Genomic DNA, 24220 nt, shown 5'->3' with positions numbered 1-24220 from the left:
TTAATCCTTGAAAGGTTAATTAAAAAAATGCAAATCTCTAAAGCCCGGTACGAATATCGCAACCGGGTATTATTTAGCTTTAATTTCGACGCGTTAAAGCAGTATTAGGGCGTAGTGGACGTGGTGGTTGAGGTGTTATGAGAACCGCCATCGCCACTGTCATTTGCTGCAACTACTGCCAACGTCGCCACACCAACAGCTGTTGCCACACCGACAACTGTCGCCGTGCCGACAGCGCCAGCAGCCACGCCACCAGTGGTAGCAGCAGTCGTGGTTGCACCTGTAGTGGTCGTTGTGGTGCCAGTAGTACCCGTCGTTGCCTCGGTCCCGTTTGCTGCTTCAGGGGCAGCAAACGCAGCTGGCGTCGTCAACATGAAGGCCATAAGGATTGCAGAAAGCTTGTGTTTCATAACTTTTCCTTTATTCATCGCATGGACAATACGTACGCTTGAGATCAGGATTGTCTACTTTGAGTATAACATCCTTGTGAAATCTCCCTTTCCTCATACCGCTTGCACTATATACTGCGGGTAGGAAAGGCGCGCAGAGGGAAATATAAGATTGTTAACTATCCCCCTCTGGAAATACGACTTGTGGCATAAGATAAATCTTAGCAAAATACAAATTAAAGATAAGGAAATTGTTACGAAAGCTATTAATTATTATTGGTAATATAGTTTCAAGTGGTACTATAACTGGCTGTTAAATGGCATTTATAACTATTAGGTGCAGAGATATTCGCTTAAATGGATTAGTTTCTTTGTGGAAAAGTAACTGATGTTATAATGTATGATGTTGACTATTGCACTATTCCAATAAAACCAGTCAGCTTTAAACAAGCAGCGTCATATTAAGAGAGATAAACATTTGCCGCTGTTGGTCCTCGCAGGCCATTTACGCGGCAAAATTCCACACGTAATCCTGGTATAAGCACTTCTGCGTCGCGGGGAGTGAATGCGGAAATATGGACCTGAACTTCTTTACGACCGTCGGAGGGGATAATGAATCCTTTGCCGCTTTTGCGATCAAAGGTTTTGACAATTCCTGTCATTTTACGGGACAAACAAATTCCTTACTGAAAATACTGCGCTGCACTATACGGGGTTAATAAAATAAAGCCAGCGATATTTAAGACCGCCGGACGGCTAAAATAAAATTTGCTTAATCTCAATTATCATGCGTTAATAGCTGCGTCGGTTTGAAAGACAGACAGCATACAAAGTAGTTTACTAAAGCAGTTCTCATTATCAGGCATTATCCCCTTCTTTTGAGTCTCTCTCCTGAACACTAAGTAGTTTCTGTATTAAAGCCCTGTTTGCCGAAAGGCCCAAAATGAAGGAAGTAAAATATGTCTAATAAAATGACTGGTTTAGTAAAATGGTTTAACGCAGATAAAGGTTTTGGCTTTATCACTCCTGATGATGGCAGCAAAGACGTTTTCGTCCATTTCACCGCCATCCAGAGCAATGAATTCCGCACGCTGAACGAAAATCAGAAAGTTGAATTTTCTATTGAGCAGGGGCAACGTGGCCCCGCGGCAGCGAACGTTGTTACGCTCTAAGGTTGCCGTTATTACTCAACATCTCCATTTCCGCTGTCCATGTTGTCATGGTTCACAGTACCGCACATCGGCATTCGATGTGACGGAGCGAAACCCTTTGGGCGCTAAGTGTATTTTTTGTAAATCGACGATGATCACCTTTGATAACGTCGCGCTGCAAATACGCACTGACCATGCGCCGCTGGATTTCACAAAATAATATCAGGCTCCCTCGTGGAGCCTTTTTTATATCTGCCTTATTTTTCTTCAACGCTGTATGTATAGTAAGCGATAACCTGTTGATTATTGAATCTTTCGGGGAGATGGCTTATAACATTTCTTACCTGACCAGGGTACCGGGAACCAACACCTTACTGGCGTGTTGCTGTCTTTTAAGACCAGAAGAGGTTAACAGTGAATATTGAAGAGTTAAAAAAACAAGCCGAAACGGAAATCGCCGACTTTATCGCGCAAAAAATCGCCGAGCTGAACAAGAATACAGGGAAAGAAGTCTCTGAAATTCGCTTCACCGCACGAGAAAAAATGACCGGGCTTGAAAGTTATGATATCAAAATCAAAATAATGTGATTTTGTGAACATCACCCCGTGCGAGGTGATGTTCCGCTTGTTGCTAATTTAGTGACCAATCATTGGCGCTTGTGGAATTAAGCGTCGGTACAATTCCTCCGGCACCGGGCTTTGCCATACTCCCGCATACATTGCGTAACCAATCACCGCGAACATAATCCCCAGAACCAGTAGCGTCATTAACCAGCCAGACAACGCAAAAGCTTTTTTATTTGCCGCAGGTTTTTGCAGTGAAAAGGTCAATGTTGAGGCTACCGGACATGACTCTACGCAAGTCATACAGCCGGTACATTCCACTGTTCGTACCTGAATTAATTTATCTACCGGGATCCGTGATGGGCAATTTTTTGCGCATTTGCCACAGCCGATACAACTTTCGGCATTGCGACGAATCTTAAACGGCGATAATAGCGAAACCACGCCCATCAGCGCGCCATATGGGCAAAGATAACGACACCAGGCATGGCGAATAAACAGGCTGGCAATCAGCAAAACGGTCACGCTGATTAATGTCGCGGTCCCCATATGACGAAAGAAATCGAGCATTTTTACGTCCATCACCACGCTGTAGGGCGACAACATAAAATAGTGAATCGCCTGAGCGGGCATCAATAACGCGATATAGAGAAAAAAACTCAACAGCAAATACTTCACGCCGCGCAGAGGAATATCCAGCCAGCGGGGAAGGACACATTGCCGACCAAACAGTTTGTTACCGAGATCGCCGATTAATTCAGAAAGCGTACCAACCGGGCATAACCATGAGCAAAAGGCCTTTTTGAGTAATAGACTGATGACGATAAAAGCGACCAATAACAGCATCGCGGCGGCGTGGACGGACGGTAACTGACCTGTTGTAAGGCTATATTTCAGATTCATCAGACCGGCAATCGGTAGCCAGCCTTCGATACCTCCCGGTCTGGCGACAAATGTCGTGCTACTTGCCGTTTCGTAATAGCGCACCCAATACCAGAACGTGATGGCAATATAAATATTCATTGCCAACAGTAATAATTGCGTCGCTTTACGCCAGGTCGTGGCATTGCGCCAGTCATTCCACGGTAATTTGCCGCCCGTCGTGCCTGGCCGCCGCTGCCAGCGGGTTCTTTTTTTCTCTGCCATGATTTTGCCAGTCCGTTAAGTTGCATACCAAATGCCACTATTCTAGTTGTTCTTAACTGGCTGATATTGATTCAAATCGCGTTCAGGTCTTTCTTATTCAACCATGCTTCCAGATCGGCAACACTGCATGTAATTTCTTCGTGTGGAAGGGGGGCAGATAATGGCTGCTGCTCCAGTTGTGCGCATAGCTGACTGGCGCTACGCATTCCCAGACTCGAGCAACTGCTTTTTAGCTGATGCGCGGCACGCTTTATTTTCTCGCTATCCTGACTGGCGCGGGCAATGTCGATTTCATCGAGAAGCGGCAGGGCATGTTGTGTAAATAATACCAGCCATTCGTGGATCTTCTCCGTCCCCATTAACTGAGCATCTTCATTGAGTTGCGATACATCCAGCGATTGATCGTTATTGACTTGCAGTTGGAGATAGTGCGCCAGTAACTGACCGAGCACTTCACGCGGCACCGGTTTAGGGATAATCCCGCGGAATAATGAACTGGTACGCTGGCGCAGCGTTTCGTCAATGACATGGGCGCTAAAGCCAATCAAAACCAGCGACGGATATTGCTGTGCCAGTTGTCGGGCAAGCGTAATGCCGTCGACATCCGGCAGATCAAAATCCACCAGTGCGGCAGCAAACGGTTCGCTATTTTGCAGTGTCTCTAAAGCCTGCGCGGCATTGCCAACAGCAACAACCTGCGCACCACTGGTGTTCAGCATCTCAACGGTAATTCGCTGGGTTAGCGGGTTATCTTCAATTAACAGCAAACGTAAACCGTCAAGACGCACCGCCTGATTGACTGTTTTTGGCACGGGTGCCGTGGCAACACGTAACGGCAAGCGTAAACAAAAACAGCTTCCAACCTCCGGCGTGCTGGTGGCGCTCAGTTCGCCGCCCATCGCCTGGGCCAGACGGCTACTGATAGTCAGTCCCAGCCCGGTGCCGCCGCGTTTGCCGCTTACCTGCACAAATGGCTGGAAGATTTCTGCCAGTTTCGCGGGATCAATACCGCAGCCGCTGTCTTCCACTTCGACCAGCCATTGCTCACCATCAGTGCGGCTACGTAAAACGATCTGCCCTTCGTCAGTAAAACGTAGGGCGTTGCTCAACAGGTTGGTTATAACCTGACGAATACGTCGCGGATCGCCCATTAACGCGCTCGGTACATCATCGGCAATTGCCGTTGCCAGGCGAATCGGGCGACCTTTCACCCGTCCGCTCATTAATTGCAGGGTACTTTCCAGCAGCGGGCGCGGTTCAAAGGGCTCATCGCTGACCGAAACATTCTTGCCACCTGCTTCGATAGCCGAATAATCGAGAATATCGTTGAGGATAGTCAGCAACGATTCGCCGGAGTCGGTAATTGCCCGCAAATCATCACGCTGGGCGTTAAGTGCGGGGTTATCTGCCAGTAGCTGTGCGGTGCCGAGAATACCGTACAGCGGTGTGCGGATCTCATGGCTCATCGCCGCCAGAAACGCCGATTTTGCCTGGCTGGCTTTTTCTGCTTCCGCCCGTGCCTGTCGGTGTTCTATCACCAGTTCCTGCAATTCAGCTGTACGCGCTTTGACCTGCGCCGCCAGCTGTTCGCGGTGGCGATTCAGTGCATGAACATTGCTGCGAAACGCATCCATCAGCCGCCCGATGGTATCCAGCTCCCGTACGCCAGCGGTTTCCGGGAAAGGGGAGTCAATATCACCGTCCAGCAGCCGTTGCAGCGCCTGCGTTTGTTCGGCAAGTGGACGCGTGACTGAGCGATAAACCACGCGCCAGAGGATCAGAATCAGTGCGCAAAGTGAAACCATCCCCAGCAATAACAGGCTGTATTGCCCGCGTGCACTGGCTTTTTCCAGATGCGCCAGTCCGTGCTGATTACGCAGCTCAATGGTGTCGACCAGCTGACTGACTTCGCTACTAAACTGCGCGAACTGGGCGATGTTATTTTGTGCGAGAGTTTGTAGGTGATTGCTGATTTCACTGTCCTGCTGATACAGCGCCAGCAAATCGCTATATTGGCTAACGGTAGTTAACGTTGTTGCGACCTGCGCACGAACACCCGGATCTTCAATGCGTATTTGCCGACGTTGCAGAATTTTCACCGCATTATTGAGCTGCTTTTCCAGCGTTGGTGCATTTTTCTGGATCTGCTCCAGCCCCAGATTCATCACCATTTGCTGCACCCGCAGAGCGCTAAGGCGCAGTTCATTCATCTGGTTAACATACTCAAGATCGATATCAATCAGCCGATCGAGTGCACTTTCAGCAGCCTGACGCTGATCTTGTTCGATCAAATCGTAAATCCCGGCCTGGGTCGCTCCAGCGGAAGTTGTCGCATTATTCGCCTGACCTTGCGCCAGGCGTGCGATCTCATCGGCGGCAGCGACTATCTGCTGACTGAGTTGCTGTTGTTGCTGGCGTAGTTGCAGACGCCGCCCCACCAGTTCCCCTTGCTGACGTAACGAACGGGAGATCTCCTGCTCCTGTTGTTCAATAGCGGTGGTATCAAAACCTTGTTCCCGTAACGCTTGCAGCAACGCATTAATCTTCAGGCTTTGTGCGGTGAGCATTCGCCCCTGCGCCTGCCACATCTTTTCGTTATCGGCACTGGTCAGGTTCTGCGCGGCGAAAAGTTCCCAGGCGCTGGCTTCGCTCAACTGGCGCGCCATATTCATGGTAGGAATCAATGCCTGAGTGTTGTCTTTTTCCACCTGGCTGATAAAGCGCAGGTTGTACCATCCCACCAGGGTACTGGTCAGGGTTAACAGCGCCATCAGGGCAAAGCCCATCCAGAGTCTTCGGGTCAGGGTTAAATTCACGGTCGGTGCACTTAAGGTGAAAAAGGTTGAGTCGCAAAGCAGAATGCATCTAGCATAAAGCCTTATTATTGATGAGGCTATCATGCGCGTACTGCTATTTTTACTTCTTTCCCTTTTCATGTTATCGGCATTTTCGGCTGATAACCTGTTGCGCTGGCATGATGCGCAGCATTACACGGTGCAAGCCTCTATGCCGCTTAAAGCCAAACGCGCATGGAAACTGTGCGCGCTTTATCCCAGCCTGAAAGATTCATACTGGTTATCGTTGAACTATGGTATGCAGGAGGCAGCTCGCCGTTATGGTGTGGATTTAAAAGTGCTGGAGGCAGGCGGCTACAGCCAGTTGGCTACCCAGCAAGCACAAATCGACCAGTGTAAACAGTGGGGCGCAGAGGCCATTTTACTCGGTAGTAGCACGACCTCATTTCCCGATCTGCAAAAGCAGGTAGCAAGTCTGCCGGTGATCGAACTGGTAAATGCTATTGATGCTCCCCAGGTGAAAAGTCGCGTTGGTGTACCCTGGTTTCAGATGGGCTATCAACCTGGGCGATATTTGGTGCAATGGACGCACGGTAAACCACTGAACGTGCTGTTGATGCCCGGACCCGATAATGCCGGGGGCAGTAAAGAGATGGTCGAGGGTTTTCGCGCAGCCATTGCCGGAAGCCCGGTGCGTATTGTTGATATTGCGCTTGGTGATAACGATATTGAAATCCAGCGTAACCTGTTGCAGGAGATGCTGGAACGCCACCCAGAAATCGACGTCGTTGCCGGAACGGCCATTGCGGCAGAGGCGGCAATGGGTGAAGGGCGTAACCTGAAAACGCCGCTTACCGTGGTGTCGTTTTATCTTTCACATCAGGTGTATCGCGGGCTGAAGCGGGGAAGAGTGATTATGGCTGCCAGCGATCAAATGGTCTGGCAGGGGGAACTGGCGGTTGAGCAGGCCATCAGGCAATTACAGGGGCAATCGGTGTCTGATAATGTCAGCCCACCGATTTTAGTTCTGACGCCGAAAAATGCCGACCGTGAACATATTCGCCGCTCGCTGTCACCAGGGGGATTTCGTCCGGTCTATTTTTATCAGCACACATCAGCGGCTAAGAAATAACCTTCACCATGTTGCGTCACCAGTAAATCCGCGCTGAGTTTATGACGTAAACGACGAATTAACACATCGACGGTGCGCAGGTCAGGGTTTTCCACCCGACGCGCAGAAAGCATACGTAGCAGACGTTCACGGCTGAGAATTTCGCCCGGATTCGTCACAAATGCCACCAACATTTCATACTCTGCGCGGGTCAGTTTAATCGGCTCGCCATCCCGCTCCAGCGTATGGCGCGACACATTCAGGCAATAACCGGCAAAGCGATAGCAGTTGTCCTGAGTGTGCGGTTGAGCTTGTCGCGCGAGGTCGATTCGCCAGAGCAGATTTTTCACCCGTACTACCAGTTCGCGCAGTTCCAGCGGTTTGGTGACGTAATCGTCTGCGCCCATTTCCAGCCCAACAATACGGTCAATCCGATCGCTGCGTCCGGTAACCAGAATAATCCCCACCGTTGAGCGTTCTCGCAGGGCGCGGGTTAACATCAGGCCATTTTCATCGGGTAAGTTGATATCCAGCAGAATTAAATCTACCGGCTGATTCTGCATAATTTCCCGCAGCCCGGCACCGCTCGCTGTAACGGAAACGGTATACCCCTCCTGAGTGAAGTAAGATTGTAATCGCGCCTGGGTAACCGGCTCATCTTCAACAATAACAATGTGATGTGGCATCAGAGGGTTTTACTCATTCTGTTCATATCTGTTCATATTCTGCCGTAAGCCGTTCATCCTGACCAGTGCCGCTGTTCATATTTGCTCATTAAGATCGCTTCACTAAACCATAATTTTACAGGGGCTATTATGCGGAAACTCTGGAACGCGCTACGCCGACCCAGTGCTCGTTGGTCGGTACTGGCGCTGGTCGCAATTGGGATTGTGATTGGCATTGCGCTGATTGTATTGCCACACGTTGGGATCAAAGTCACCAGCACAACCGAATTTTGTGTCAGTTGCCACAGTATGCAACCGGTGTATGAAGAATATAAACAGTCGGTGCATTTCCAGAACGCCTCCGGCGTGCGAGCTGAATGCCATGACTGTCATATCCCGCCGGATATTCCAGGCATGGTGAAGCGCAAACTGGAAGCGAGCAATGATATCTACCAGACCTTTATTGCTCACTCCATTGATACACCTGAAAAATTCGAAGCCAAACGCGCGGAACTTGCCGAGCGTGAATGGGCGCGAATGAAAGAAAACAACTCGGCAACCTGCCGCTCCTGCCATAACTACGATGCGATGGATCATGCGAAGCAGCATCCTGAAGCGGCACGTCAGATGAAGGTGGCAGCGAAAGATAATCAATCCTGCATCGACTGTCATAAAGGTATTGCCCACCAGTTACCGGATATGAGTAGCGGCTTCCGTAAGCAGTTCGATGAGCTGCGCGCCAGTGCTAATGACAGTGGTGACACGCTGTACTCTATTGATATTAAGCCAATTTATGCGGCGAAAGGCGATAAAGAAGCCTCTGGTTCTCTGCTGCCTGCTTCGGAAGTGAAAGTCCTTAAACGTGACGGCGACTGGCTGCAAATTGAAATTACCGGCTGGACGGAAAGCGCCGGACGTCAGCGTGTACTCACCCAATTCCCAGGTAAACGCATCTTTGTTGCCTCGATTCGTGGTGATGTGCAGCAGCAGGTAAAAACGCTGGAGAAAACCACCGTTGCCGACACCAATACCGAGTGGAGCAAGTTGCAGGCCACTGCGTGGATGAAGAAAGGCGACATGGTGAACGATATCAAACCGATCTGGGCTTATGCGGATTCGTTGTACAACGGCACCTGTAACCAGTGCCACGGCGCACCGGAAATCGCCCACTTTGACGCTAACGGTTGGATCGGCACGCTCAACGGCATGATTGGCTTTACCAGTCTCGATAAACGTGAAGAACGCACCTTGTTGAAATATCTGCAAATGAATGCGTCTGACACCGCAGGTAAGGCTCACGGCGATAAGAAGGAAGAAAAATAATGAACAATAACGATCTCTTTCAGGCATCACGTCGGCGTTTTCTGGCACAACTCGGCGGCTTAACCGTCGCCGGGATGCTGGGGCCGTCATTGTTAACGCCGCGACGTGCGACTGCGGCGCAAGCGGCGACTGACGCTGTCATCTCGAAAGAGGGCATTCTTACCGGGTCGCACTGGGGGGCTATCCGCGCGACGGTGAAGGATGGTCGCTTTGTGGCGGCAAAACCGTTCGAACTGGATAAATATCCGTCGAAAATGATTGCCGGATTGCCGGATCACGTACACAACGCGGCGCGTATTCGTTATCCGATGGTACGCGTGGACTGGCTGCGTAAGCGCCATCTCAGCGATACCTCCCAGCGCGGTGATAACCGTTTTGTGCGCGTGAGCTGGGATGAAGCCCTCGACATGTTCTATGAAGAACTGGAACGCGTGCAGAAAACTCACGGGCCGAGTGCCTTGCTGACCGCCAGTGGTTGGCAATCGACGGGGATGTTCCATAACGCTTCGGGGATGCTGGCGAAAGCTATTGCCTTGCATGGTAATAGCGTTGGTACGGGCGGAGATTACTCTACCGGTGCTGCGCAGGTGATCCTGCCGCGCGTAGTCGGTTCGATGGAAGTGTATGAACAGCAAACCTCCTGGCCGCTGGTATTGCAGAACAGCAAAACCATTGTGCTGTGGGGCTCCGATTTGCTGAAAAACCAGCAAGCGAACTGGTGGTGCCCGGATCACGATGTTTATGAATATTACGCGCAGCTAAAAGCGAAAGTCGCCGCCGGTGAAATTGAGGTCATCAGCATCGATCCGGTTGTCACATCCACCCATGAGTATCTGGGGCGCGAGCATGTGAAGCACATTGCGGTTAACCCGCAAACTGACGTGCCGCTGCAACTGGCGCTGGCACATACGCTGTACAGTGAAAACCTGTACGACAAAAACTTCCTTGCTAACTACTGTGTGGGTTTTGAGCAGTTCCTGCCGTATCTGCTGGGTGAGAAAGACGGTCAGCCGAAAGATGCCGCATGGGCTGAAAAACTGACCGGCATTGATGCCGAAACCATTCGTGGGCTGGCGCGGCAGATGGCGGCGAACAGAACGCAAATTATTGCTGGCTGGTGCGTGCAGCGTATGCAGCACGGTGAACAGTGGGCGTGGATGATTGTGGTTCTGGCGGCGATGCTGGGGCAAATTGGCCTGCCAGGTGGTGGTTTTGGTTTTGGCTGGCACTACAACGGCGCAGGCACGCCGGGGCGTAAAGGCGTTATTCTGAGTGGTTTCTCCGGCTCTACGTCGATTCCGCCTGTTCACGACAACAGTGACTACAAAGGCTACAGCAGCACTATTCCGATTGCCCGTTTTATCGATGCGATCCTCGAACCGGGGAAAGTGATCAACTGGAACGGTAAATCGGTAAAACTGCCGCCGCTGAAAATGTGTATTTTTGCCGGAACTAACCCATTCCATCGCCATCAGCAGATCAACCGCATTATTGAAGGCTGGCGCAAGCTGGAAACGGTTATCGCCATAGATAACCAGTGGACCTCAACCTGCCGCTTTGCCGATATCGTACTGCCTGCGACCACGCAGTTTGAGCGTAACGATCTCGACCAGTACGGCAATCACTCCAACCGTGGCATTATCGCCATGAAACAGGTGGTGCCGCCGCAGTTCGAGGCGCGCAACGACTTCGATATTTTCCGCGAGCTGTGCCGTCGCTTTAATCGCGAAGAAGCCTTTACCGAAGGGCTGGACGAAATGGGCTGGCTGAAACGCATCTGGCAGGAAGGTGTACAGCAAGGCAAAGGACGCGGCGTTCATCTGCCAGCGTTTGATGACTTCTGGAATAACAAAGAGTACGTCGAGTTTGACCATCCGCAGATGTTTGTTCGCCACCAGGCATTCCGCGAAGATCCGGATCTCGAACCGCTGGGCACGCCGAGTGGCCTGATTGAGATCTACTCGAAAACTATCGCCGATATGAACTACGACGATTGTCAGGGGCATCCGATGTGGTTTGAGAAAATCGAACGCTCCCACGGTGGGCCTGGCTCGCAAAAGTATCCGTTGCATCTGCAATCTGTGCATCCGGATTTCCGACTTCACTCGCAGTTATGTGAGTCGGAAACGCTGCGTCAGCAATATACGGTAGCGGGTAAAGAGCCAGTATTCATTAACCCGCAGGATGCCAGCGCGCGCGGTATTCGTAACGGTGATGTGGTACGCGTCTTTAACGCTCGCGGTCAGGTGTTGGCAGGGGCAGTGGTTTCTGACCGCTATGCACCCGGCGTGGCACGAATTCACGAAGGGGCATGGTACGATCCAGATAAAGGCGGCGAGCCTGGTGCGCTGTGCAAATACGGTAACCCCAACGTGTTGACCATCGACATCGGTACATCGCAGCTGGCGCAGGCGACCAGTGCGCACACTACGCTGGTGGAAATTGAGAAGTACAACGGAACAGTGGAGCAGGTGACGGCGTTTAACGGCCCCGTGGAGATGGTGGCGCAGTGCGAATATGTTCCCGCGTCGCAGGTGAAATCATGACCACGCTGACAGCACAACAGATTGCCTGTGTTTACGCCTGGCTAGCGCAGTTGTTCTCCCGTGAGCTGGACGATGAACAACTGACGCAAATCGCCAGTGCGCAGATGGCTGAATGGTTTTCGTTGCTGAAAAGCGAACCGCCGCTGGCTGCGGCGGTGAATGAGCTGGAAAACTGTATTGCCACGCTGACAGTACGTGACGATGCCCGTCTGGAACTGGCCGCTGACTTTTGCGGCCTGTTTCTGATGACCGACAAACAAGCGGCGCTGCCGTATGCATCGGCCTACAAACAGGACGAGCAAGAGATTAAACGCTTGTTAGTTGAGGCAGGGATGGAAACCAGCGGCAATTTCAACGAACCGGCAGATCATCTGGCGATCTATCTCGAATTGCTCAGCCATCTGCATTTTTCGCTGGGAGAGGGGACCGTTCCTGCGCGAAGAATCGACAGTTTGCGGCAAAAAACACTGACGGCGCTGTGGCAATGGTTACCAGAGTTTGTTGCGCGTTGTCGTCAGTATGACAGCTTTGGTTTTTACGCGGCACTAAGCCAGTTATTGCTGGTGTTAGTGGAGAGCGACCACCAAAACAGATAACGTCGTTTGTGCGCCTGAAAAGACGCGTTTAGCGTCGCATCAGGCATTATGGGGCAGTTGCCGGATGCGTCATCACATCCGGCAAACACACATCACGGATGAGCTACAAACCGGGAAAGTCGCTGGCGCAGCAGGCGGTTTTCCTGCTTCAGGTGCGCAATATCATCCATTAACGTCAGCGCCACCGCGATCCCAGGCCAGTCCAGAGCCAGTTCATGACGCAGGCGTACTGCGCGTTGCACCACGATGGCGGCATGGTCGTCAAATACCCAGGTTGTTTCCTGGATCTCACGCGGTTCAACCACCCCCAAACCGACAATTTCATTCAACTCCTCTTCAGAGATGCCGGTATGCAGGCAAAATTCGGTAATAGTAAAAGTCACCGTAACATTAGCCATTATGCTTTCCCCCAATCTTTACGTGGATCAAAAGACGACTGGGCGTCTGCCAGTTGCTGCCACAGCGCGGCAGTGTTTTCATCCGGTTTCGGCGGCATCACGATTTTCAGTACCGCATACAGATCGCCGGTCTGTTTTTTGCTCACCAGACCTTTGCCTTTAACGCGCAATCGTTGCCCGGCCTGGCTGCCTGGCGGGATAGTCAGCAAAATGCTTTCTTTCAGTGTTGGAACGGTGACTTTAGCACCCAGCGCCGCTTCCCACGGGCTAACCGGCACCACAATTTCCAGATCCTGGCCGACAATATCGAACAGCGGATGTGGCGCAATATGAATCACCAGCCACAAATCGCCATTTGGACCACCGTTTTCGCCCGGCGTCCCCTGGCCTTTCAGACGGATGCGTTGACCATTGCCGACGCCCGCCGGGATCTTCACATTCAGCGTTTTCGGGATTTCCTGTTCGATCATGCCAAAGGCGTTATAAACCGGCAGGTTATAGCTGATGGTACGCTTATGCTCAGTCAGCGTTTCTTCGAGGAATACCGCCACTTCGATTTCAATATCGTGGCCGCGTGTGGCGGGGCGTTGACGGCTCTGGCGGGCATGCTGACCGAAAATTGACGAGAAGATATCGTCAAAATCTTCGGCATTAAAACTCTGACCGTCGCCATGATGGAACTGACGGTTAAATTGCGGATCGTTGCGATGTTGCCACATCTGATCATACTCAGCGCGACGTTGTTCATCACTTAACACTTCCCAGGCTTCAGCGACCTCTTTGAAGCGGGCTTCGGCATCCGGTTCTTTGCTGACATCAGGATGGTATTTACGGGCCAGTCGACGATAGGCGGTCTTGATTGTCTTGAGATCGTCCGTCGGTTTCACGCCCATGATGGCGTAATAATCCTTTAATTCCATAGCGTTATCTCGCGTAAATCAACACAAATTGAAGGAACCCCTGTAAGGTAACTCCTATAAGTGTAGGGTAATCCTCAAAATTTCATATGCCAACACAGAATATGTTATTGAAATCATCGCGGAGAGGAGGTCGCCATCAAGATGGGTTGCTGAACATATTTTAAACAGGTGAAAAAGGGTGAGCGATTTTTGATAGTGGAACCAGGCACTTTAAGTTTAACTAGGGCGTCATTATTTATTAAATTTTATAGACGCTATATATGGGTAGTAATATACATGGAATTAGTTGCACTGCAAATAATTATTTGAAACAGGCCTGGAACGATATAAAAAATGAGTACGAAAAAAATCAAACATATTCAATCACGCTTTTTGAAAACACACTGGTGTGTTTTATGCGGTTATACAATGAACTCAGACGTAAAGTAAATGAAGAGGATACTCCATGTCTGGAATGTGAATCACTAGAAAAAGAATTTGAGGAAATGCAGAATGATAATGATTTATCTTCATTTTTGAAAACATTGCATACTAAAGATACGCAAATTTATTCAGGAGTTTCAGGAGGTTTTACATATACTATAAAATATTCTCAAGAGAGAGAGCTTGTTATTATATCATTGCCGGACAGAAGTTCAGAGACTATCGCAGATTTTAAAGGTTATTGTTGGCTTAATTTTATAAAATTTATTGAAGGTTTGTGTGATGATGTTTTTTCTGAGTATTGTTTAGATGATGAAAATATTAGTGTTCAGCCAGAATGGATAAATACACCGGGAATATCTGATTTAGATACTGGTATTGATTTGTCTGATATATCTTTTATTCAGAGTGAAATTAATAAAACTTATGAATTAAAATACGCTCCAGTAGATGGCGATGGATATTGTCTGTTAAGAGCCATACTGGTTTTAAAACAACATGATTATTCATGGGCGCTGGGCAGTCATAAGACGCAAAAGGAAGTATACGAAGAGTTTATTAAAATTGTTGATAAACAAACGATCGAGGCTCTTGTTGATGCGGCATTCTATGATCTCAGGGAAGATGTTAAGACATTATTTGGCGTTGATCTGCAATCTGACAACAAAATTCAGGGTGTGGGTAGTCATATGTCATGGAGCTTTCTGTTTTTTAAAAAACAATTCATTGATAGTTGCTTGAATAACGAAAAATGTATCCTGCATTTACCCGAGTTTATATTTAATGATAACAATAATTTGCTTGCTTTAGATACCGACACGTCGGATAGGATTAATGCGGTGAAGAATTTTCTTGCTGTTCTTTCAGATAGCATTTGCTCATTATTTATTGTTAATAGTAATGTAGCATCAATCTCCTTAGGGAATGAATCCTTTTCAACAGATGAAGATCTTGAGTATGGTTATTTAATAAACACTGGCAATCATTATGACGTTTACCTCCCTCCTGAACTTTTTGCTCAGGCTTACAAGTTAAACAATAAGGAAATGAATGCACAACTTGACTATTTAAATCGTTATGCAATTTAATGACAAAGGCATGTGTTATAAACCATTGTTATTAGCCTCACTTCTCTTATTATTGGTACTATTGCCTCTGTATTAGTAACGCCGCTGATATTCTATTTAGCCACAGGTGTAATCATCAGCGGCGTACGCGAGGCAGAGGCTAATCTGGCATAGTTTGCCTGTTTTTAAAGATGTATATAGAAAAACAGGTGTTCAACAAGCCATTTTGCGAACCTGTTCCCGGAAAAAAGTCATATTTCTGTCACACTCTTTAGTGATTGATAACAAAAGAGGTGCCAGGAATGAACAAAACGCTAATCACCGCAACTGTGGCAGGGATAGTTTTACTCGCTTCAAATGCTCAGGCACAAACCGTACCGGAAGGCTATCAGCTACAGCAAGTGCTCATGATGAGCCGCCATAACTTACGTGCGCCGCTGGCGAACAATGGCAGTGTTCTGGAACAGTCGACGCCGAATAAATGGCCCGAATGGGACGTCCCCGGTGGGCAACTCACCACCAAAGGTGGTGTGCTCGAAGTGTATATGGGCCATTACATGCGTGAATGGCTGGCAGAGCAGGGAATGGTGAAATCGGGGGAATGCCCGCCGCCGGACACCGTTTATGCCTATGCCAATAGTCTGCAACGTACTGTCGCGACCGCACAGTTCTTTATTACCGGCGCATTCCCGGGGTGTGATATTCCTGTGCATCACCAGGAAAAAATGGGCACCATGGACCCAACCTTTAACCCGGTGATCACCGATGATTCCGCCGCATTCAGTGAACAGGCGGTTGCGGCAATGGAGAAAGAGCTCAGCAAACTCCAGCTTACCGACAGCTACCAGCTACTGGAAAAAATCGTTAACTATAAAGATTCCCCTGCCTGTAAAGAGAAACAACAGTGTTCGCTGGTGGATGGCAAAAATACCTTTAGCGCGAAGTATCAACAAGAACCAGGTGTTTCCGGGCCGCTGAAAGTCGGCAACTCGCTGGTAGATGCGTTTACTTTGCAATACTACGAAGGTTTTCCGATGGATCAGGTGGCCTGGGGAGAAATCAAATCTGACCAGCAATGGAAGGTGTTGTCGAAGCTGAAAAACGGTTACCAGGACAGCCTGTTTACCTCACCGGAAGTGGCGCGCAATGTTGCGAAACCGCTGGTCAGTTATATCGACAAAGCCCTGGTCACCGATCGCACCAGTGCACCAAAAATCACGGTGTTAGTTGGGCATGACTCCAACATTGCCTCTCTGTTAACGGCGCTGGATTTCAAACCGTATCAGTTGCATGACCAGAACGAACGCACGCCGATTGGCGGCAAAATCGTTTTCCAGCGTTGGCATGACAGCAAAGCCAATCGCGATTTGATGAAAATTGAATATGTGTACCAGAGTGCGGAACAGTTACGTAATGCCGATGCGTTAACCCTGCAGGCACCTGCTCAGCGTGTGACGCTGGAATTAAGCGGTTGCCCGATAGATGCCAACGGTTTCTGCCCGATGGATAAATTTGATAGCGTGTTGAATGAAGCGGTGAAATAACAGAAAACTCCCCCGCGAGAAGCGGGGGAGTATGAGATTGATGACAAACGTGAGATTGCCTGATGCGCTACGCTTATCAGGCCTACCCGAGAATTGCACTATATCGAATTTGCACGATCATGTAGGCCGGATAAGGCGTTCACGCCGCATCCGGCATGAACAAAGCGCACTTTGTCAACAATTTGAAAGCCCCCCCGCGTGAAGCGGGGGAGCCGCTGGTTAAACGTTTTTACGTTCGATGGTCTGTTCGCCCCAAAAAAGCGAATCTTTATCGGTCTTAGCAAAGGCTTTGACTAACACTTCATCGCTACCTTCTTCCCAAATCTTTTCCGCCATTTTTTCGTCGTACCCGGCGACTTCGAAAATGGCCTCGGCTATTTCCGGCGACGTATTGCGCAGAGATGCCCATTCACCGACGTGATGAGCTTTCGCTTCTTGAGTTGGCATGCGTATCCTCCTGTTGAAGATTAGCCGTTAAGTTTAACTGCCAGACCTGCGACATATTCCCCTTGATAACGAGCAATAGACAGTTCTTCCTGGCTTGGCTGGCGTGAGCCGTCACCGCCTGCGATGGTTGTTGCGCCGTACGGCGTACCGCCGCGAACCTGTGAAACGTCAAATAATTCCTGCGCTGCGTAGCCAATGGGGACAATTACCATGCCGTGATGCGCAAGGGTCGTCCAGGTGGATGTGATGGTTTGTTCCTGACCGCCGCCAGTACCGGTGGAACTAAAGACGCTCGCCAGTTTTCCGTATAGTGCGCCGGAAGCCCACAGGCCGCCCGTCTGGTCGAGGAAGGTACGCATTTGACCGGACATGTTGCCAAAGCGGGTAGGTGTACCAAAAATAATGGCGTCGTAATCGGCCAGTTCTTGCGGGGTTGCAACCGGTGCAGTTTGCGTTTTACCGCCTGCTTTTTCAAATAATTGCGGCGGCATGGTTTCCGGTACACGCTTAACGACAACTTCAGCGCCATCCACTTTGCTTGCACCCTCAGCGACTGCGCGTGCCATCGTTTCAATATGTCCGTACATGGAATAATAAAGCACCAGAACTTTAGCCATTTCTAACCACTCCTCGTGTTATCTCTATTCCGTAGCGATTCGCTACCACTTATTTAAAGATAAGACGTCCTTTTCAGAGTGCAAATTTCACAACCACTTATTTGATTTATAACAACTTTCACAAGCACGCAATTTTGTCGCAAAATGACACATTTTTATCTCATCGCGTTTTTTTAATCATAAGAGCGGCTTATGGATAATTATTGGAGATGATATCTATTCTCGCTAAGAAGCTGTTGCAGGATATTACCAAACGCGGGTCTGCCCGCGTCAGTTCACTAAGCTTAGTCCCACGTAGCGAAAATATGGCAGCCGCCATACGCCGCGTTAATTCTATGCAATATGATGTCTATACCCAGACGGAGGTCAGTAATGGCAAACCATCGAGGCGGTTCCGGCAATTTTGCAGAAGACCGCGAAAGAGCATCAGAAGCAGGTAAAAAAGGTGGACAGCACAGCGGGGGTAATTTCAAGAATGACCCGCAGCGCGCATCTGAAGCAGGTAAAAAAGGTGGCAAGAGCAGTCACGGCAAAAGCGACAACTAGCCGGGCTAATCAATGACGAATGCATTTTTGTCTGTAGCTCGTCAAAAAGCCATCACCGCCGGTTACCCGGTGGTTGATACTGATGACAAATGTAAGCTTGCCTGATGCGCGATGCTTATCAGGCCTACCAGAAGATTGCAATATATTGAATTTGCACTGTTTTGTAGGCCGGATAAGGCGTTTACGCCGCATCCGGCATGAACAATGCGTACGTTGTCAACAATCTGCACCGCCGGGTAATCCCGGCGGTTTTCTGTTTATGGCTCCTGATGAACAACTTCTGGCGGTGGAACGTCAACCAACTTTCTGCTTAACAACGCATTGAGTAAAATCGCGCCAAAGGTTGCTGTACCAATCCCTCCCAACGTAAAACCGCCCAGCGTGAGAGCAAAATCACCCGCGCCCAGCACTAAGGTTACTGCGACCATAATCAAATTACCGTTCTGGCTTAAATCGACACGGTTTTGTACCCAGATCCTTGCGCCTGCGACGGCAATCAGCCCGAACACAACAATTGATGCACCACCAATCACCGCGGCCGGAATGGTATGAATCAGCGCGCCAAATTTCGGTGAAAAGCCCAACAGCATGGCGATGACGGCAGCAGCGACAAACACCAGCGTCGAGTAGACTTTTGTCACGGCCATTACACCGATATTCTCGGCGTAGGTGGTTACGCCGCTGCCACCGACAGAACCAGAAAGCATCGTCGCCAGCCCATCACCGACGAATGCCCGTCCCATATATGGATCCATATTGCGTCCGGTCATCCCGGCGACCGCCTTGAGATGGCCTAAGTTTTCCGCCACCAGAATCACCGCCACGGGCGCAATCAGCATCATTGCCTGACCATTAAAAGCAGGAGTGGAAAAATGTGGCAAACCGAACCAGGCAGCATGGCTGACGAGAGTAAAATCGACGGCTTTTCCCAGCCCTAAAACGTTGGTCATCACGCCATACAGCAGACAGGCGACAATTAATCCTACGAGAATCAATAATCGCTGGATCATGCCACGGGTAAACACCGCCACCAGCCCAATACACAGCACCGTCATTACCGCCATCCAGCTATCAAAGGCCGAAGCCGATACACTTTTCACTGCGATAGGCGCTAAGTTCAGGCCAATCGCCATCACCACCGCACCCGTCACCACCGGCGGCATTAGCCGTTCAATCCAGCGTGTACCGATTTTCATCACCACCAGGCCAATGACGGTATAAACCAGCCCACAGGCGATAATCCCGCCCAGCGCAATGCTGATATTCGGGTTAATGCCCTGACCGTTAAAGCCCGTCGCGGCAATCACCACGCCGACAAAAGCCGCGCTGGAACCGAGATAACTGGGGACGCGCCCGCCGGTAATAAAGAAAAACAGTAATGTGCCGATCCCCGACATTAAAATGGAAAGATTGGGATCCAGCCCCATCAGAATCGGCATTAACACCGTCGCGCCAAACATCGCCACCGCGTGTTGAACGCCCATTATTGCCGTCTGAGCAAACGGCAATCGTTCATCCGGCGCGACCACGCCGCTCTCTGTAGAGGTCGATTTTAACTGCCAGTGAGGAAGACCGAACATTGCCATCAGCTGTCTCCTTAAGGAGGTTAACAAGCAGGGCGCATCAGCGCGTGATAACTGCGATCGAACCACACCAGCCCGTAGGGTGTGGCGTGACGATGAATCGCTTCGATGGCGCAAAACAAAATGTCGTGGGTGCCGACGCTCACCACCTGGCTGATACGGCAGTCAAACGAAACCAGCGCCTCTTCCAGTTGCGGGCATCCGGTCACACCAGTCTGCCAGCGGGCGGCGGCAAAGCGGTGTTCCATGGGCGTTTTGCCGCCAAAAAGGTTTGAAAGCGGCTCCTGCCCGGCGCTAAGTGTATTTACACACAGCGTTCGATTTTCATTGAATACCGGCCAGACGGACGCCCCACGATTCAGGCACACCAGTAATGTGGGCGGCGTGTCGGTCACGCTGCAGACGGCGCTGGCGGTGAACCCGGCGCGCCCGGCTGGACCGTCCGTGGTGATGATATTGACCGCCGCGCCCATGCAGGACATCGCATCGCGAAAAGTTTGTTGATCGACAATGTTCATAGTTTGCTCCTTACAACAGCCCGCAGGCTTCTTCAAAGGACAGACGTGGCAGGCGCGCAAAAAGTTTGCTGCTATCGCCATAGCCGATATTAATCAGCAGATTGCTCTTCAGCGTGCTGCCCGCAAAAAAGGCGTCGTCAACGTGTTGACGGTTAAAACCCGACATCGGGCCGGTATCCAGTCCCAGCGCACGGCAAGCGATGATAAGATAGGCCGCCTGCATGGAACTGTTGCGAAACGCTGTTTCTTCGGCAAGTTGTGGGCTGGAGGTAAACCAACTGCGGGCATCGCCGTGAGGAAACAGTTGCGGTAACCGTTCATAAAATTCACTGTCCCATGCGACGATAGCGGTGACGGGCGCGGTCAGGGTTTTTTGCAGATTGCCGCTGGAAAGCGCCGGGCGCAGACGTTCTTTTCCCTCTGCAGTGCGGATAAACACGATACGTGCCGGAGAACAGTTAGCTGATGTCGGCCCCCATTTCATTAGGGCATAAAGCTCCCGTAACGTCTCATCGCTGACGGGTGTCTCCCGCCAGCCATTGTGAGTGCGGGCATCGGTGAACAGGGTGCTAAGCGCACCTGGGCTAACGGCTTCGTTCATAGCAATTCCTTACAGGGCGGCTTCACGGTGATGTAACAGGCTGGCAAGCCCGTTGAGTAACAGAGCATTAAACGTTTCGGGATCGGTCACGTTGCAGGCGTGTCCGCCATAGCGCATCACCATTTTCTGGCTATCGGGCAGGGCGGCATGAAGTTCACTGGAACATGCTGATGGCACCAGCAGATCATCACTGGCGCAGATGATTTGCACCGGGCAGCGGATGCGATCCGCATGGTGACTAAAGTCAGCGCGTTTGAGGGCGTTAAGTCGACGCAGTAAATTATTTTTGCCCTGAAAATGCGCCAGTGCCAGCGCGTCTTCTGCCTCAAGGCGAGGTGCGCGGGCCGCCATCCAGTCGGCGGGATAGAGGAACAACGGCTGCGCTTCCACCCATGCCTGCGCGCCACCGCTATACAGTAATCGTTCGCGAACCTGAAAACAGCGGCGCGTATGGGCGTTTATTCGTAGCCAGCCGTTAACGCTGACCAGCACAGTTACCGACGCGGGATAATCCAGCGCCAGCTGCATTCCCACCAGCGCACCGAGCGCATGGCCGACCACCGCGTAATGCTCAATCCCTGCGGCTACCAGCACCTGATGCAGTTCCGCTGCCATCTGGGCGATACTGTAATCTTCTGCCAGTGTGTCGGGATTATTGCCGGTGCCGCGCTGGTCGTAACAGACTACCTGATACTCCTGCTCCAGCACCGCCAGTTGCGGTAACCAGTAACTGCCGCTACCGCCAAGACCCGAAATCAACACCACTACGGGTGCATCAGCATAAGGGGGAGGTGAGAGTGAAAGTTTCATCGCGGCCTCACTTGGCGATATGCGCAATTGTGGCGATTTCCACCAGCGCGTCAGGTTTTACCAGTCCGCACTGAATGCAGAATCGCGCCGGTTTATCACCCGGAAAAAACTCGGCGTAGATTTCGTTAATCGCGGCGTAATTTTTCCAGTCGGTAATAAAGATGCTGTTGAAGGTCACATCCGCCATCGTGCCACCCGCCGTCTCGATCACCTTGCGGATGGTTTCCAGAACGTGGCGGGTTTGCGCCTTTGGGTCATCGGCAAACAGCACGTTATTATGTTGATCAAAAGCCAGCGTACCGGAGACATACACCACTCCATCAGCCAGCGTGCCGGGAACGAAGGGGGCCAGCGGTGCGCTGCTGCCAGCGGGAATAATTACGGATTTTGGCATCGTTAAACTCCTTAAGCGATACGAGCAAAGGACGTGGGAGAAAGCGCGTCGCAGAACGTTTCGACGTCGCTGACCCAGCCAAAAAAGGTTTCGATATTGAACAACGCAGCTTTCTGCGCAAATTCCGGCCCCGCCTGGTGAGTTGCGTCTTCCAGCACCACGCCGAAATACTCCAGAAAAAAGCCGTCGCGTAGCGTCGATTCGACGCAGACGTTGGTAGCGATGCCGGTGAAAACCAGATGGCGTATTCCGCGGCTGCGCAAAATGCTGTCCAGCGGCGTATTGAAGAAACCGCTGTAGCGCGGCTTCGGCAGCACAATATCGCCAGGCTGCGGCACCAGTTCATCCACCAGTTGATAATCCCAGGAGCCTTTCGCCAGCAATTTCCCCTGCAGCTGCGGCTGTTTACGCATGGTTTTCAGGGCGTTCGATTTATGAAAATTCGGTGAGCCAGGGCCGCCAGCCTCGACATACTGTTCATCCCAGCCATTTTGAAACCAGATGATCAACATCCCTGCCGCTCGCGCTGCAGTCACGGCGGTTTGAATGTTGGCAATGACCGGGCGAGTGGTTGAGACATCAAACCCGGCGAGATCTAAGTAGCCGCCTGGCGTGGCATAGGCGTTTTGCATATCCACCACGATCAGCGCACTTTGCTGCGGATCGAAGGTAATGGCTTCCGGTCGAGCGGTTAATGTCGTCATCATGCCACCTCCTGAGTCAGCACAGGGAGATGGGCGCGGCACTGCATCAGTGGTTGAATGCGCTCGCCGAAGGTTTCGATTCCCGACAGAAAATCGTCGAAGGTTAACAGCACGCCTTCGGCACCAGGCACGCTTGCGACTTCATCTAACATGCGCGCGACACTGGCGTAAGAACCGACTAACGTCCCCATATTGATGTTTACCGCCGAAGTGGGATCGGCCATCTGACGGACGTTGGTGTCAGTACCTGAGCGGGTATCTTTCTGACTTTGTTCGGTTAGCCAGCTTAACGCCTCTTCATCCGCGCCCGCTTTGTAGTGTTCCCATTTGGCGCGAGCGGCATCGTCGGTTTCATCGGCAATCACCATAAACAATACATAAGAGCCAACGTCGCGCCCGGTTTGCTCTGCGGCCTGTTTCATCCGCGCAGCGGTCGGGGCGAAAGCCGTGGGTGTATTTACGCCTTTGCCGAAACAGAAGTTGAAATCGGCATACTGGGCGGAGAACGCCATGCCAGCGTCGCTTTGCCCGGCGCAGATCACTTTCATAGGGACACTCGGTTGCGGACTGACGCGACAATCATTCATGGTGAAAAAATCGCCTTTAAAATCGCTTTTTCCCGTGCCCCACAGGTCGCGCAGCACCTGAACATACTCGGTGAGATAGTCGTAACGACGGGAGAAATAGTCATCGCCAGGCCAGATACCCATCTGCTCATACTCGGGCTTTTGCCAGCCAGTCACGAGGTTGACGCCAAAACGCCCGCCAGAGATTGAGTCGATGGTTGCGGCCATACGGGCGACGATTGCTGGAGGTAACGTTAAGGTGGCGGCGGTGGCGTAAATCTGAATGCGCGAGGTCACGGCCGCCAGCCCCGCCATCAAGGTGAACGACTCAAGGTTGTGATCCCAGAACTCAGTTTTGCCGCCAAAGCCACGCAGTTTGATCATCGACAGGGCGAAATCGAAATGGTAGTGCTCCGCTTTTTGCACGATGGCTTTATTCAGTTCAAAGGTCGGCATGTACTGCGGCGCGTGGGTCGAAATGAGCCAGCCGTTGTTGCCAATAGGTACGAATACGCCAATTTTCATCATCAACCTCTCTTCGTCTCGTAAAGTGAAAGTCAGACGGGGCACTGCGTCCTGCATATCCTTTTCAGCCGCGTAATGGCTTGTTTGCAAAGTGGATGCCAGTTTTTAAAAAGTGAATATTATTAATGTGTTAATGTTAAGTTATCTAAAATATCTGGTAAAAAGCGGACTAAACGGTCAAAACAGTTGCACATAAAACATGCATCCGTGCGCGATGAGAGTGCAGAAGGTCGAGGCCGGGCGGGGGTTTTGCTATCCTGTTGCCAATCTA

General features: G+C 50.8%; 27 protein-coding genes. 11 read left to right on the top strand and 16 right to left on the bottom strand.

From position 1 onward, the window contains the following. Window positions 1–104: 104 nt before the first annotated feature. Together ACU8XX_RS15425 and cspH are read right to left on the bottom strand one after the other, a co-directional pair. On the bottom strand, window positions 105–410 hold the full coding sequence (locus ACU8XX_RS15425) for a hypothetical protein (RefSeq protein ID WP_000681082.1): 306 nt from the start codon (window positions 408–410) through the stop codon (window positions 105–107). Window positions 411–850: 440 nt separating this feature from the next. Beyond that, window positions 851–1063, bottom strand: coding sequence for a cold shock-like protein CspH (gene cspH, locus ACU8XX_RS15420; RefSeq protein WP_000087763.1), 213 nt, complete (start codon window positions 1061–1063; stop codon window positions 851–853). Window positions 1064–1348: 285 nt separating this feature from the next. On the opposite strand from cspH, the gene cspG reads away from it, so the two are divergent. Genes cspG through ACU8XX_RS15400 form a run of 4 tightly spaced genes read left to right on the top strand, consistent with a single transcriptional unit; the run spans window position 1349 to window position 2128 of the window. Continuing rightward, window positions 1349–1561, top strand: a complete 213-nt coding sequence (cspG, locus tag ACU8XX_RS15415; RefSeq protein WP_000066490.1) for a cold shock protein CspG — start codon at window positions 1349–1351, stop codon at window positions 1559–1561. Between the two features lie 10 nt (window positions 1562–1571). Beyond that, window positions 1572–1760 (top strand): cold shock small protein YmcF, encoded by a 189-nt coding sequence (gene ymcF, locus ACU8XX_RS15410; RefSeq protein ID WP_071524879.1) that lies wholly within the window; start codon window positions 1572–1574, stop codon window positions 1758–1760. Continuing rightward, entirely contained in the window at window positions 1735–1965 is a 231-nt protein-coding gene (gene ymcE / locus ACU8XX_RS15405) for a protein YmcE (RefSeq protein ID WP_001309400.1), read from the top strand. Before ymcF ends, ymcE begins: the two co-directional genes overlap by 26 nt. Then, window positions 1955–2128 carry a GnsA/GnsB family addiction module toxin gene (locus ACU8XX_RS15400; protein ID WP_001019196.1) on the top strand — a complete coding sequence of 58 codons (174 nt, stop codon included), beginning with the start codon at window positions 1955–1957 and terminating at the stop codon, window positions 2126–2128. Before ymcE ends, ACU8XX_RS15400 begins: the two co-directional genes overlap by 11 nt. A gap of 48 nt (window positions 2129–2176) precedes the next feature. Here the strand turns inward: ACU8XX_RS15400 and ACU8XX_RS15395 are convergent, their stop codons facing one another. Together ACU8XX_RS15395 and torS are read right to left on the bottom strand one after the other, a co-directional pair. Continuing rightward, window positions 2177–3250 (bottom strand): 4Fe-4S binding protein, encoded by a 1074-nt coding sequence (locus ACU8XX_RS15395; protein ID WP_000818477.1) that lies wholly within the window; start codon window positions 3248–3250, stop codon window positions 2177–2179. A 71-nt stretch (window positions 3251–3321) separates the two neighbouring features. Further along, a complete protein-coding gene (torS, locus tag ACU8XX_RS15390) occupies window positions 3322–6066 on the bottom strand; it encodes a TMAO reductase system sensor histidine kinase/response regulator TorS (protein WP_071998935.1) in 2745 nt (914 codons plus the stop codon). An 82-nt stretch (window positions 6067–6148) separates the two neighbouring features. Between torS and torT the strand changes: the two genes are divergently transcribed. Then, window positions 6149–7177 carry a TMAO reductase system periplasmic protein TorT gene (torT, locus tag ACU8XX_RS15385; protein WP_016242035.1) on the top strand — a complete coding sequence of 343 codons (1029 nt, stop codon included), beginning with the start codon at window positions 6149–6151 and terminating at the stop codon, window positions 7175–7177. Here torT and torR read toward each other — a convergent pair. Beyond that, window positions 7150–7842: a two-component system response regulator TorR gene (torR, locus tag ACU8XX_RS15380; protein WP_001120112.1), complete on the bottom strand. Its 693-nt coding sequence runs from the start codon at window positions 7840–7842 to the stop codon at window positions 7150–7152. The genes torT and torR overlap by 28 nt on opposite strands. 129 nt (window positions 7843–7971) lie before the next feature. On the opposite strand from torR, the gene torC reads away from it, so the two are divergent. From torC to torD, 3 genes are read left to right on the top strand one after another with little or no spacing between them, the layout of a single operon-like run. Next, window positions 7972–9144, top strand: a complete 1173-nt coding sequence (torC, locus tag ACU8XX_RS15375) for a pentaheme c-type cytochrome TorC (protein WP_001230242.1) — start codon at window positions 7972–7974, stop codon at window positions 9142–9144. Then, window positions 9144–11690, top strand: a complete 2547-nt coding sequence (gene torA / locus ACU8XX_RS15370) for a trimethylamine-N-oxide reductase TorA (protein ID WP_001408948.1) — start codon at window positions 9144–9146, stop codon at window positions 11688–11690. Before torC ends, torA begins: the two co-directional genes overlap by 1 nt. After that, window positions 11687–12286 carry a molecular chaperone TorD gene (torD, locus tag ACU8XX_RS15365; RefSeq protein ID WP_001408950.1) on the top strand — a complete coding sequence of 200 codons (600 nt, stop codon included), beginning with the start codon at window positions 11687–11689 and terminating at the stop codon, window positions 12284–12286. Before torA ends, torD begins: the two co-directional genes overlap by 4 nt. 92 nt (window positions 12287–12378) lie before the next feature. Here the strand turns inward: torD and cbpM are convergent, their stop codons facing one another. Continuing rightward, complete coding sequence (gene cbpM, locus ACU8XX_RS15360) at window positions 12379–12684, bottom strand: chaperone modulator CbpM (RefSeq protein ID WP_000024560.1); 306 nt, start codon at window positions 12682–12684, stop codon at window positions 12379–12381. After that, window positions 12684–13604, bottom strand: a complete 921-nt coding sequence (cbpA, locus tag ACU8XX_RS15355) for a curved DNA-binding protein (protein ID WP_000420621.1) — start codon at window positions 13602–13604, stop codon at window positions 12684–12686. The genes cbpM and cbpA overlap by 1 nt, the downstream gene beginning before the upstream one ends. A 260-nt stretch (window positions 13605–13864) precedes the next feature. Between cbpA and ACU8XX_RS15350 the strand changes: the two genes are divergently transcribed. Both ACU8XX_RS15350 and agp read left to right on the top strand, forming a co-directional pair. Beyond that, a complete protein-coding gene (locus tag ACU8XX_RS15350) occupies window positions 13865–15115 on the top strand; it encodes a YccE family protein (RefSeq protein WP_016242036.1) in 1251 nt (416 codons plus the stop codon). 281 nt (window positions 15116–15396) lie between these two features. Then, window positions 15397–16638, top strand: coding sequence for a bifunctional glucose-1-phosphatase/inositol phosphatase (gene agp / locus ACU8XX_RS15345; protein WP_001717989.1), 1242 nt, complete (start codon window positions 15397–15399; stop codon window positions 16636–16638). Between the two features lie 219 nt (window positions 16639–16857). Here agp and ACU8XX_RS15340 read toward each other — a convergent pair whose 3' ends face one another. Both ACU8XX_RS15340 and wrbA read right to left on the bottom strand, forming a co-directional pair. Continuing rightward, window positions 16858–17085 (bottom strand): YccJ family protein, encoded by a 228-nt coding sequence (locus ACU8XX_RS15340; RefSeq protein WP_001143120.1) that lies wholly within the window; start codon window positions 17083–17085, stop codon window positions 16858–16860. A gap of 20 nt (window positions 17086–17105) precedes the next feature. Further along, complete coding sequence (gene wrbA / locus ACU8XX_RS15335; protein ID WP_001151437.1) at window positions 17106–17702, bottom strand: NAD(P)H:quinone oxidoreductase; 597 nt, start codon at window positions 17700–17702, stop codon at window positions 17106–17108. A 372-nt stretch (window positions 17703–18074) separates the two neighbouring features. On the opposite strand from wrbA, the gene ACU8XX_RS15330 reads away from it, so the two are divergent. Continuing rightward, entirely contained in the window at window positions 18075–18248 is a 174-nt protein-coding gene (locus ACU8XX_RS15330; protein ID WP_001273658.1) for a con-10 family general stress protein, read from the top strand. A 257-nt stretch (window positions 18249–18505) separates the two neighbouring features. Here ACU8XX_RS15330 and rutG read toward each other — a convergent pair whose 3' ends face one another. Genes rutG through rutA form a run of 7 tightly spaced genes read right to left on the bottom strand, consistent with a single transcriptional unit; the run spans window position 18506 to window position 23949 of the window. Beyond that, window positions 18506–19834 carry a pyrimidine utilization transport protein G gene (gene rutG / locus ACU8XX_RS15325; RefSeq protein ID WP_012304885.1) on the bottom strand — a complete coding sequence of 443 codons (1329 nt, stop codon included), beginning with the start codon at window positions 19832–19834 and terminating at the stop codon, window positions 18506–18508. A gap of 20 nt (window positions 19835–19854) precedes the next feature. Next, entirely contained in the window at window positions 19855–20349 is a 495-nt protein-coding gene (rutF, locus tag ACU8XX_RS15320) for an NADH-dependent FMN reductase RutF (RefSeq protein WP_001028095.1), read from the bottom strand. Window positions 20350–20359: 10 nt separating this feature from the next. Next, on the bottom strand, window positions 20360–20950 hold the full coding sequence (locus ACU8XX_RS15315; protein WP_240765199.1) for a malonic semialdehyde reductase: 591 nt from the start codon (window positions 20948–20950) through the stop codon (window positions 20360–20362). Window positions 20951–20959: 9 nt separating this feature from the next. After that, window positions 20960–21760: a pyrimidine utilization protein D gene (rutD, locus tag ACU8XX_RS15310; protein ID WP_001619304.1), complete on the bottom strand. Its 801-nt coding sequence runs from the start codon at window positions 21758–21760 to the stop codon at window positions 20960–20962. 7 nt (window positions 21761–21767) lie between these two features. After that, entirely contained in the window at window positions 21768–22154 is a 387-nt protein-coding gene (gene rutC / locus ACU8XX_RS15305) for a 3-aminoacrylate deaminase (protein ID WP_001126780.1), read from the bottom strand. An 11-nt stretch (window positions 22155–22165) separates the two neighbouring features. Next, window positions 22166–22858 carry a peroxyureidoacrylate/ureidoacrylate amidohydrolase RutB gene (gene rutB, locus ACU8XX_RS15300; protein ID WP_001307708.1) on the bottom strand — a complete coding sequence of 231 codons (693 nt, stop codon included), beginning with the start codon at window positions 22856–22858 and terminating at the stop codon, window positions 22166–22168. Further along, window positions 22858–23949: a pyrimidine utilization protein A gene (gene rutA / locus ACU8XX_RS15295; protein WP_001301233.1), complete on the bottom strand. Its 1092-nt coding sequence runs from the start codon at window positions 23947–23949 to the stop codon at window positions 22858–22860. The genes rutB and rutA overlap by 1 nt, the downstream gene beginning before the upstream one ends. Between the last annotated feature and the right edge of the window lie 271 nt (window positions 23950–24220).

It is taken from the genome of Escherichia sp. MAL-1 (assembly GCF_052948035.1).
This window is presented reverse-complemented; position numbering and strand designations above follow the sequence as displayed.

What these genes read in the sequence shown, in the direction of transcription:
- ACU8XX_RS15425 (WP_000681082.1), bottom strand. Translation starts at nt 410, where the DNA reads ATGAAACACAAGCTTTCTGCAATCCTTATGGCCTTCATGTTGACGACG.
- cspG (WP_000066490.1), top strand. Translation starts at nt 1,349, where the DNA reads ATGTCTAATAAAATGACTGGTTTAGTAAAATGGTTTAACGCAGATAAA.
- ymcE (WP_001309400.1), top strand. Translation starts at nt 1,735, where the DNA reads ATGCGCCGCTGGATTTCACAAAATAATATCAGGCTCCCTCGTGGAGCC.
- ACU8XX_RS15395 (WP_000818477.1), bottom strand. Translation starts at nt 3,250, where the DNA reads ATGGCAGAGAAAAAAAGAACCCGCTGGCAGCGGCGGCCAGGCACGACG.
- torT (WP_016242035.1), top strand. Translation starts at nt 6,149, where the DNA reads ATGCGCGTACTGCTATTTTTACTTCTTTCCCTTTTCATGTTATCGGCA.
- torR (WP_001120112.1), bottom strand. Translation starts at nt 7,842, where the DNA reads ATGCCACATCACATTGTTATTGTTGAAGATGAGCCGGTTACCCAGGCG.
- torC (WP_001230242.1), top strand. Translation starts at nt 7,972, where the DNA reads ATGCGGAAACTCTGGAACGCGCTACGCCGACCCAGTGCTCGTTGGTCG.
- torA (WP_001408948.1), top strand. Translation starts at nt 9,144, where the DNA reads ATGAACAATAACGATCTCTTTCAGGCATCACGTCGGCGTTTTCTGGCA.
- torD (WP_001408950.1), top strand. Translation starts at nt 11,687, where the DNA reads ATGACCACGCTGACAGCACAACAGATTGCCTGTGTTTACGCCTGGCTA.
- cbpM (WP_000024560.1), bottom strand. Translation starts at nt 12,684, where the DNA reads ATGGCTAATGTTACGGTGACTTTTACTATTACCGAATTTTGCCTGCAT.
- cbpA (WP_000420621.1), bottom strand. Translation starts at nt 13,604, where the DNA reads ATGGAATTAAAGGATTATTACGCCATCATGGGCGTGAAACCGACGGAC.
- ACU8XX_RS15350 (WP_016242036.1), top strand. Translation starts at nt 13,865, where the DNA reads ATGGGTAGTAATATACATGGAATTAGTTGCACTGCAAATAATTATTTG.
- agp (WP_001717989.1), top strand. Translation starts at nt 15,397, where the DNA reads ATGAACAAAACGCTAATCACCGCAACTGTGGCAGGGATAGTTTTACTC.
- ACU8XX_RS15340 (WP_001143120.1), bottom strand. Translation starts at nt 17,085, where the DNA reads ATGCCAACTCAAGAAGCGAAAGCTCATCACGTCGGTGAATGGGCATCT.
- wrbA (WP_001151437.1), bottom strand. Translation starts at nt 17,702, where the DNA reads ATGGCTAAAGTTCTGGTGCTTTATTATTCCATGTACGGACATATTGAA.
- ACU8XX_RS15330 (WP_001273658.1), top strand. Translation starts at nt 18,075, where the DNA reads ATGGCAAACCATCGAGGCGGTTCCGGCAATTTTGCAGAAGACCGCGAA.
- rutG (WP_012304885.1), bottom strand. Translation starts at nt 19,834, where the DNA reads ATGGCAATGTTCGGTCTTCCTCACTGGCAGTTAAAATCGACCTCTACA.
- rutF (WP_001028095.1), bottom strand. Translation starts at nt 20,349, where the DNA reads ATGAACATTGTCGATCAACAAACTTTTCGCGATGCGATGTCCTGCATG.
- ACU8XX_RS15315 (WP_240765199.1), bottom strand. Translation starts at nt 20,950, where the DNA reads ATGAACGAAGCCGTTAGCCCAGGTGCGCTTAGCACCCTGTTCACCGAT.
- rutD (WP_001619304.1), bottom strand. Translation starts at nt 21,760, where the DNA reads ATGAAACTTTCACTCTCACCTCCCCCTTATGCTGATGCACCCGTAGTG.
- rutC (WP_001126780.1), bottom strand. Translation starts at nt 22,154, where the DNA reads ATGCCAAAATCCGTAATTATTCCCGCTGGCAGCAGCGCACCGCTGGCC.
- rutB (WP_001307708.1), bottom strand. Translation starts at nt 22,858, where the DNA reads ATGACGACATTAACCGCTCGACCGGAAGCCATTACCTTCGATCCGCAG.
- rutA (WP_001301233.1), bottom strand. Translation starts at nt 23,949, where the DNA reads ATGAAAATTGGCGTATTCGTACCTATTGGCAACAACGGCTGGCTCATT.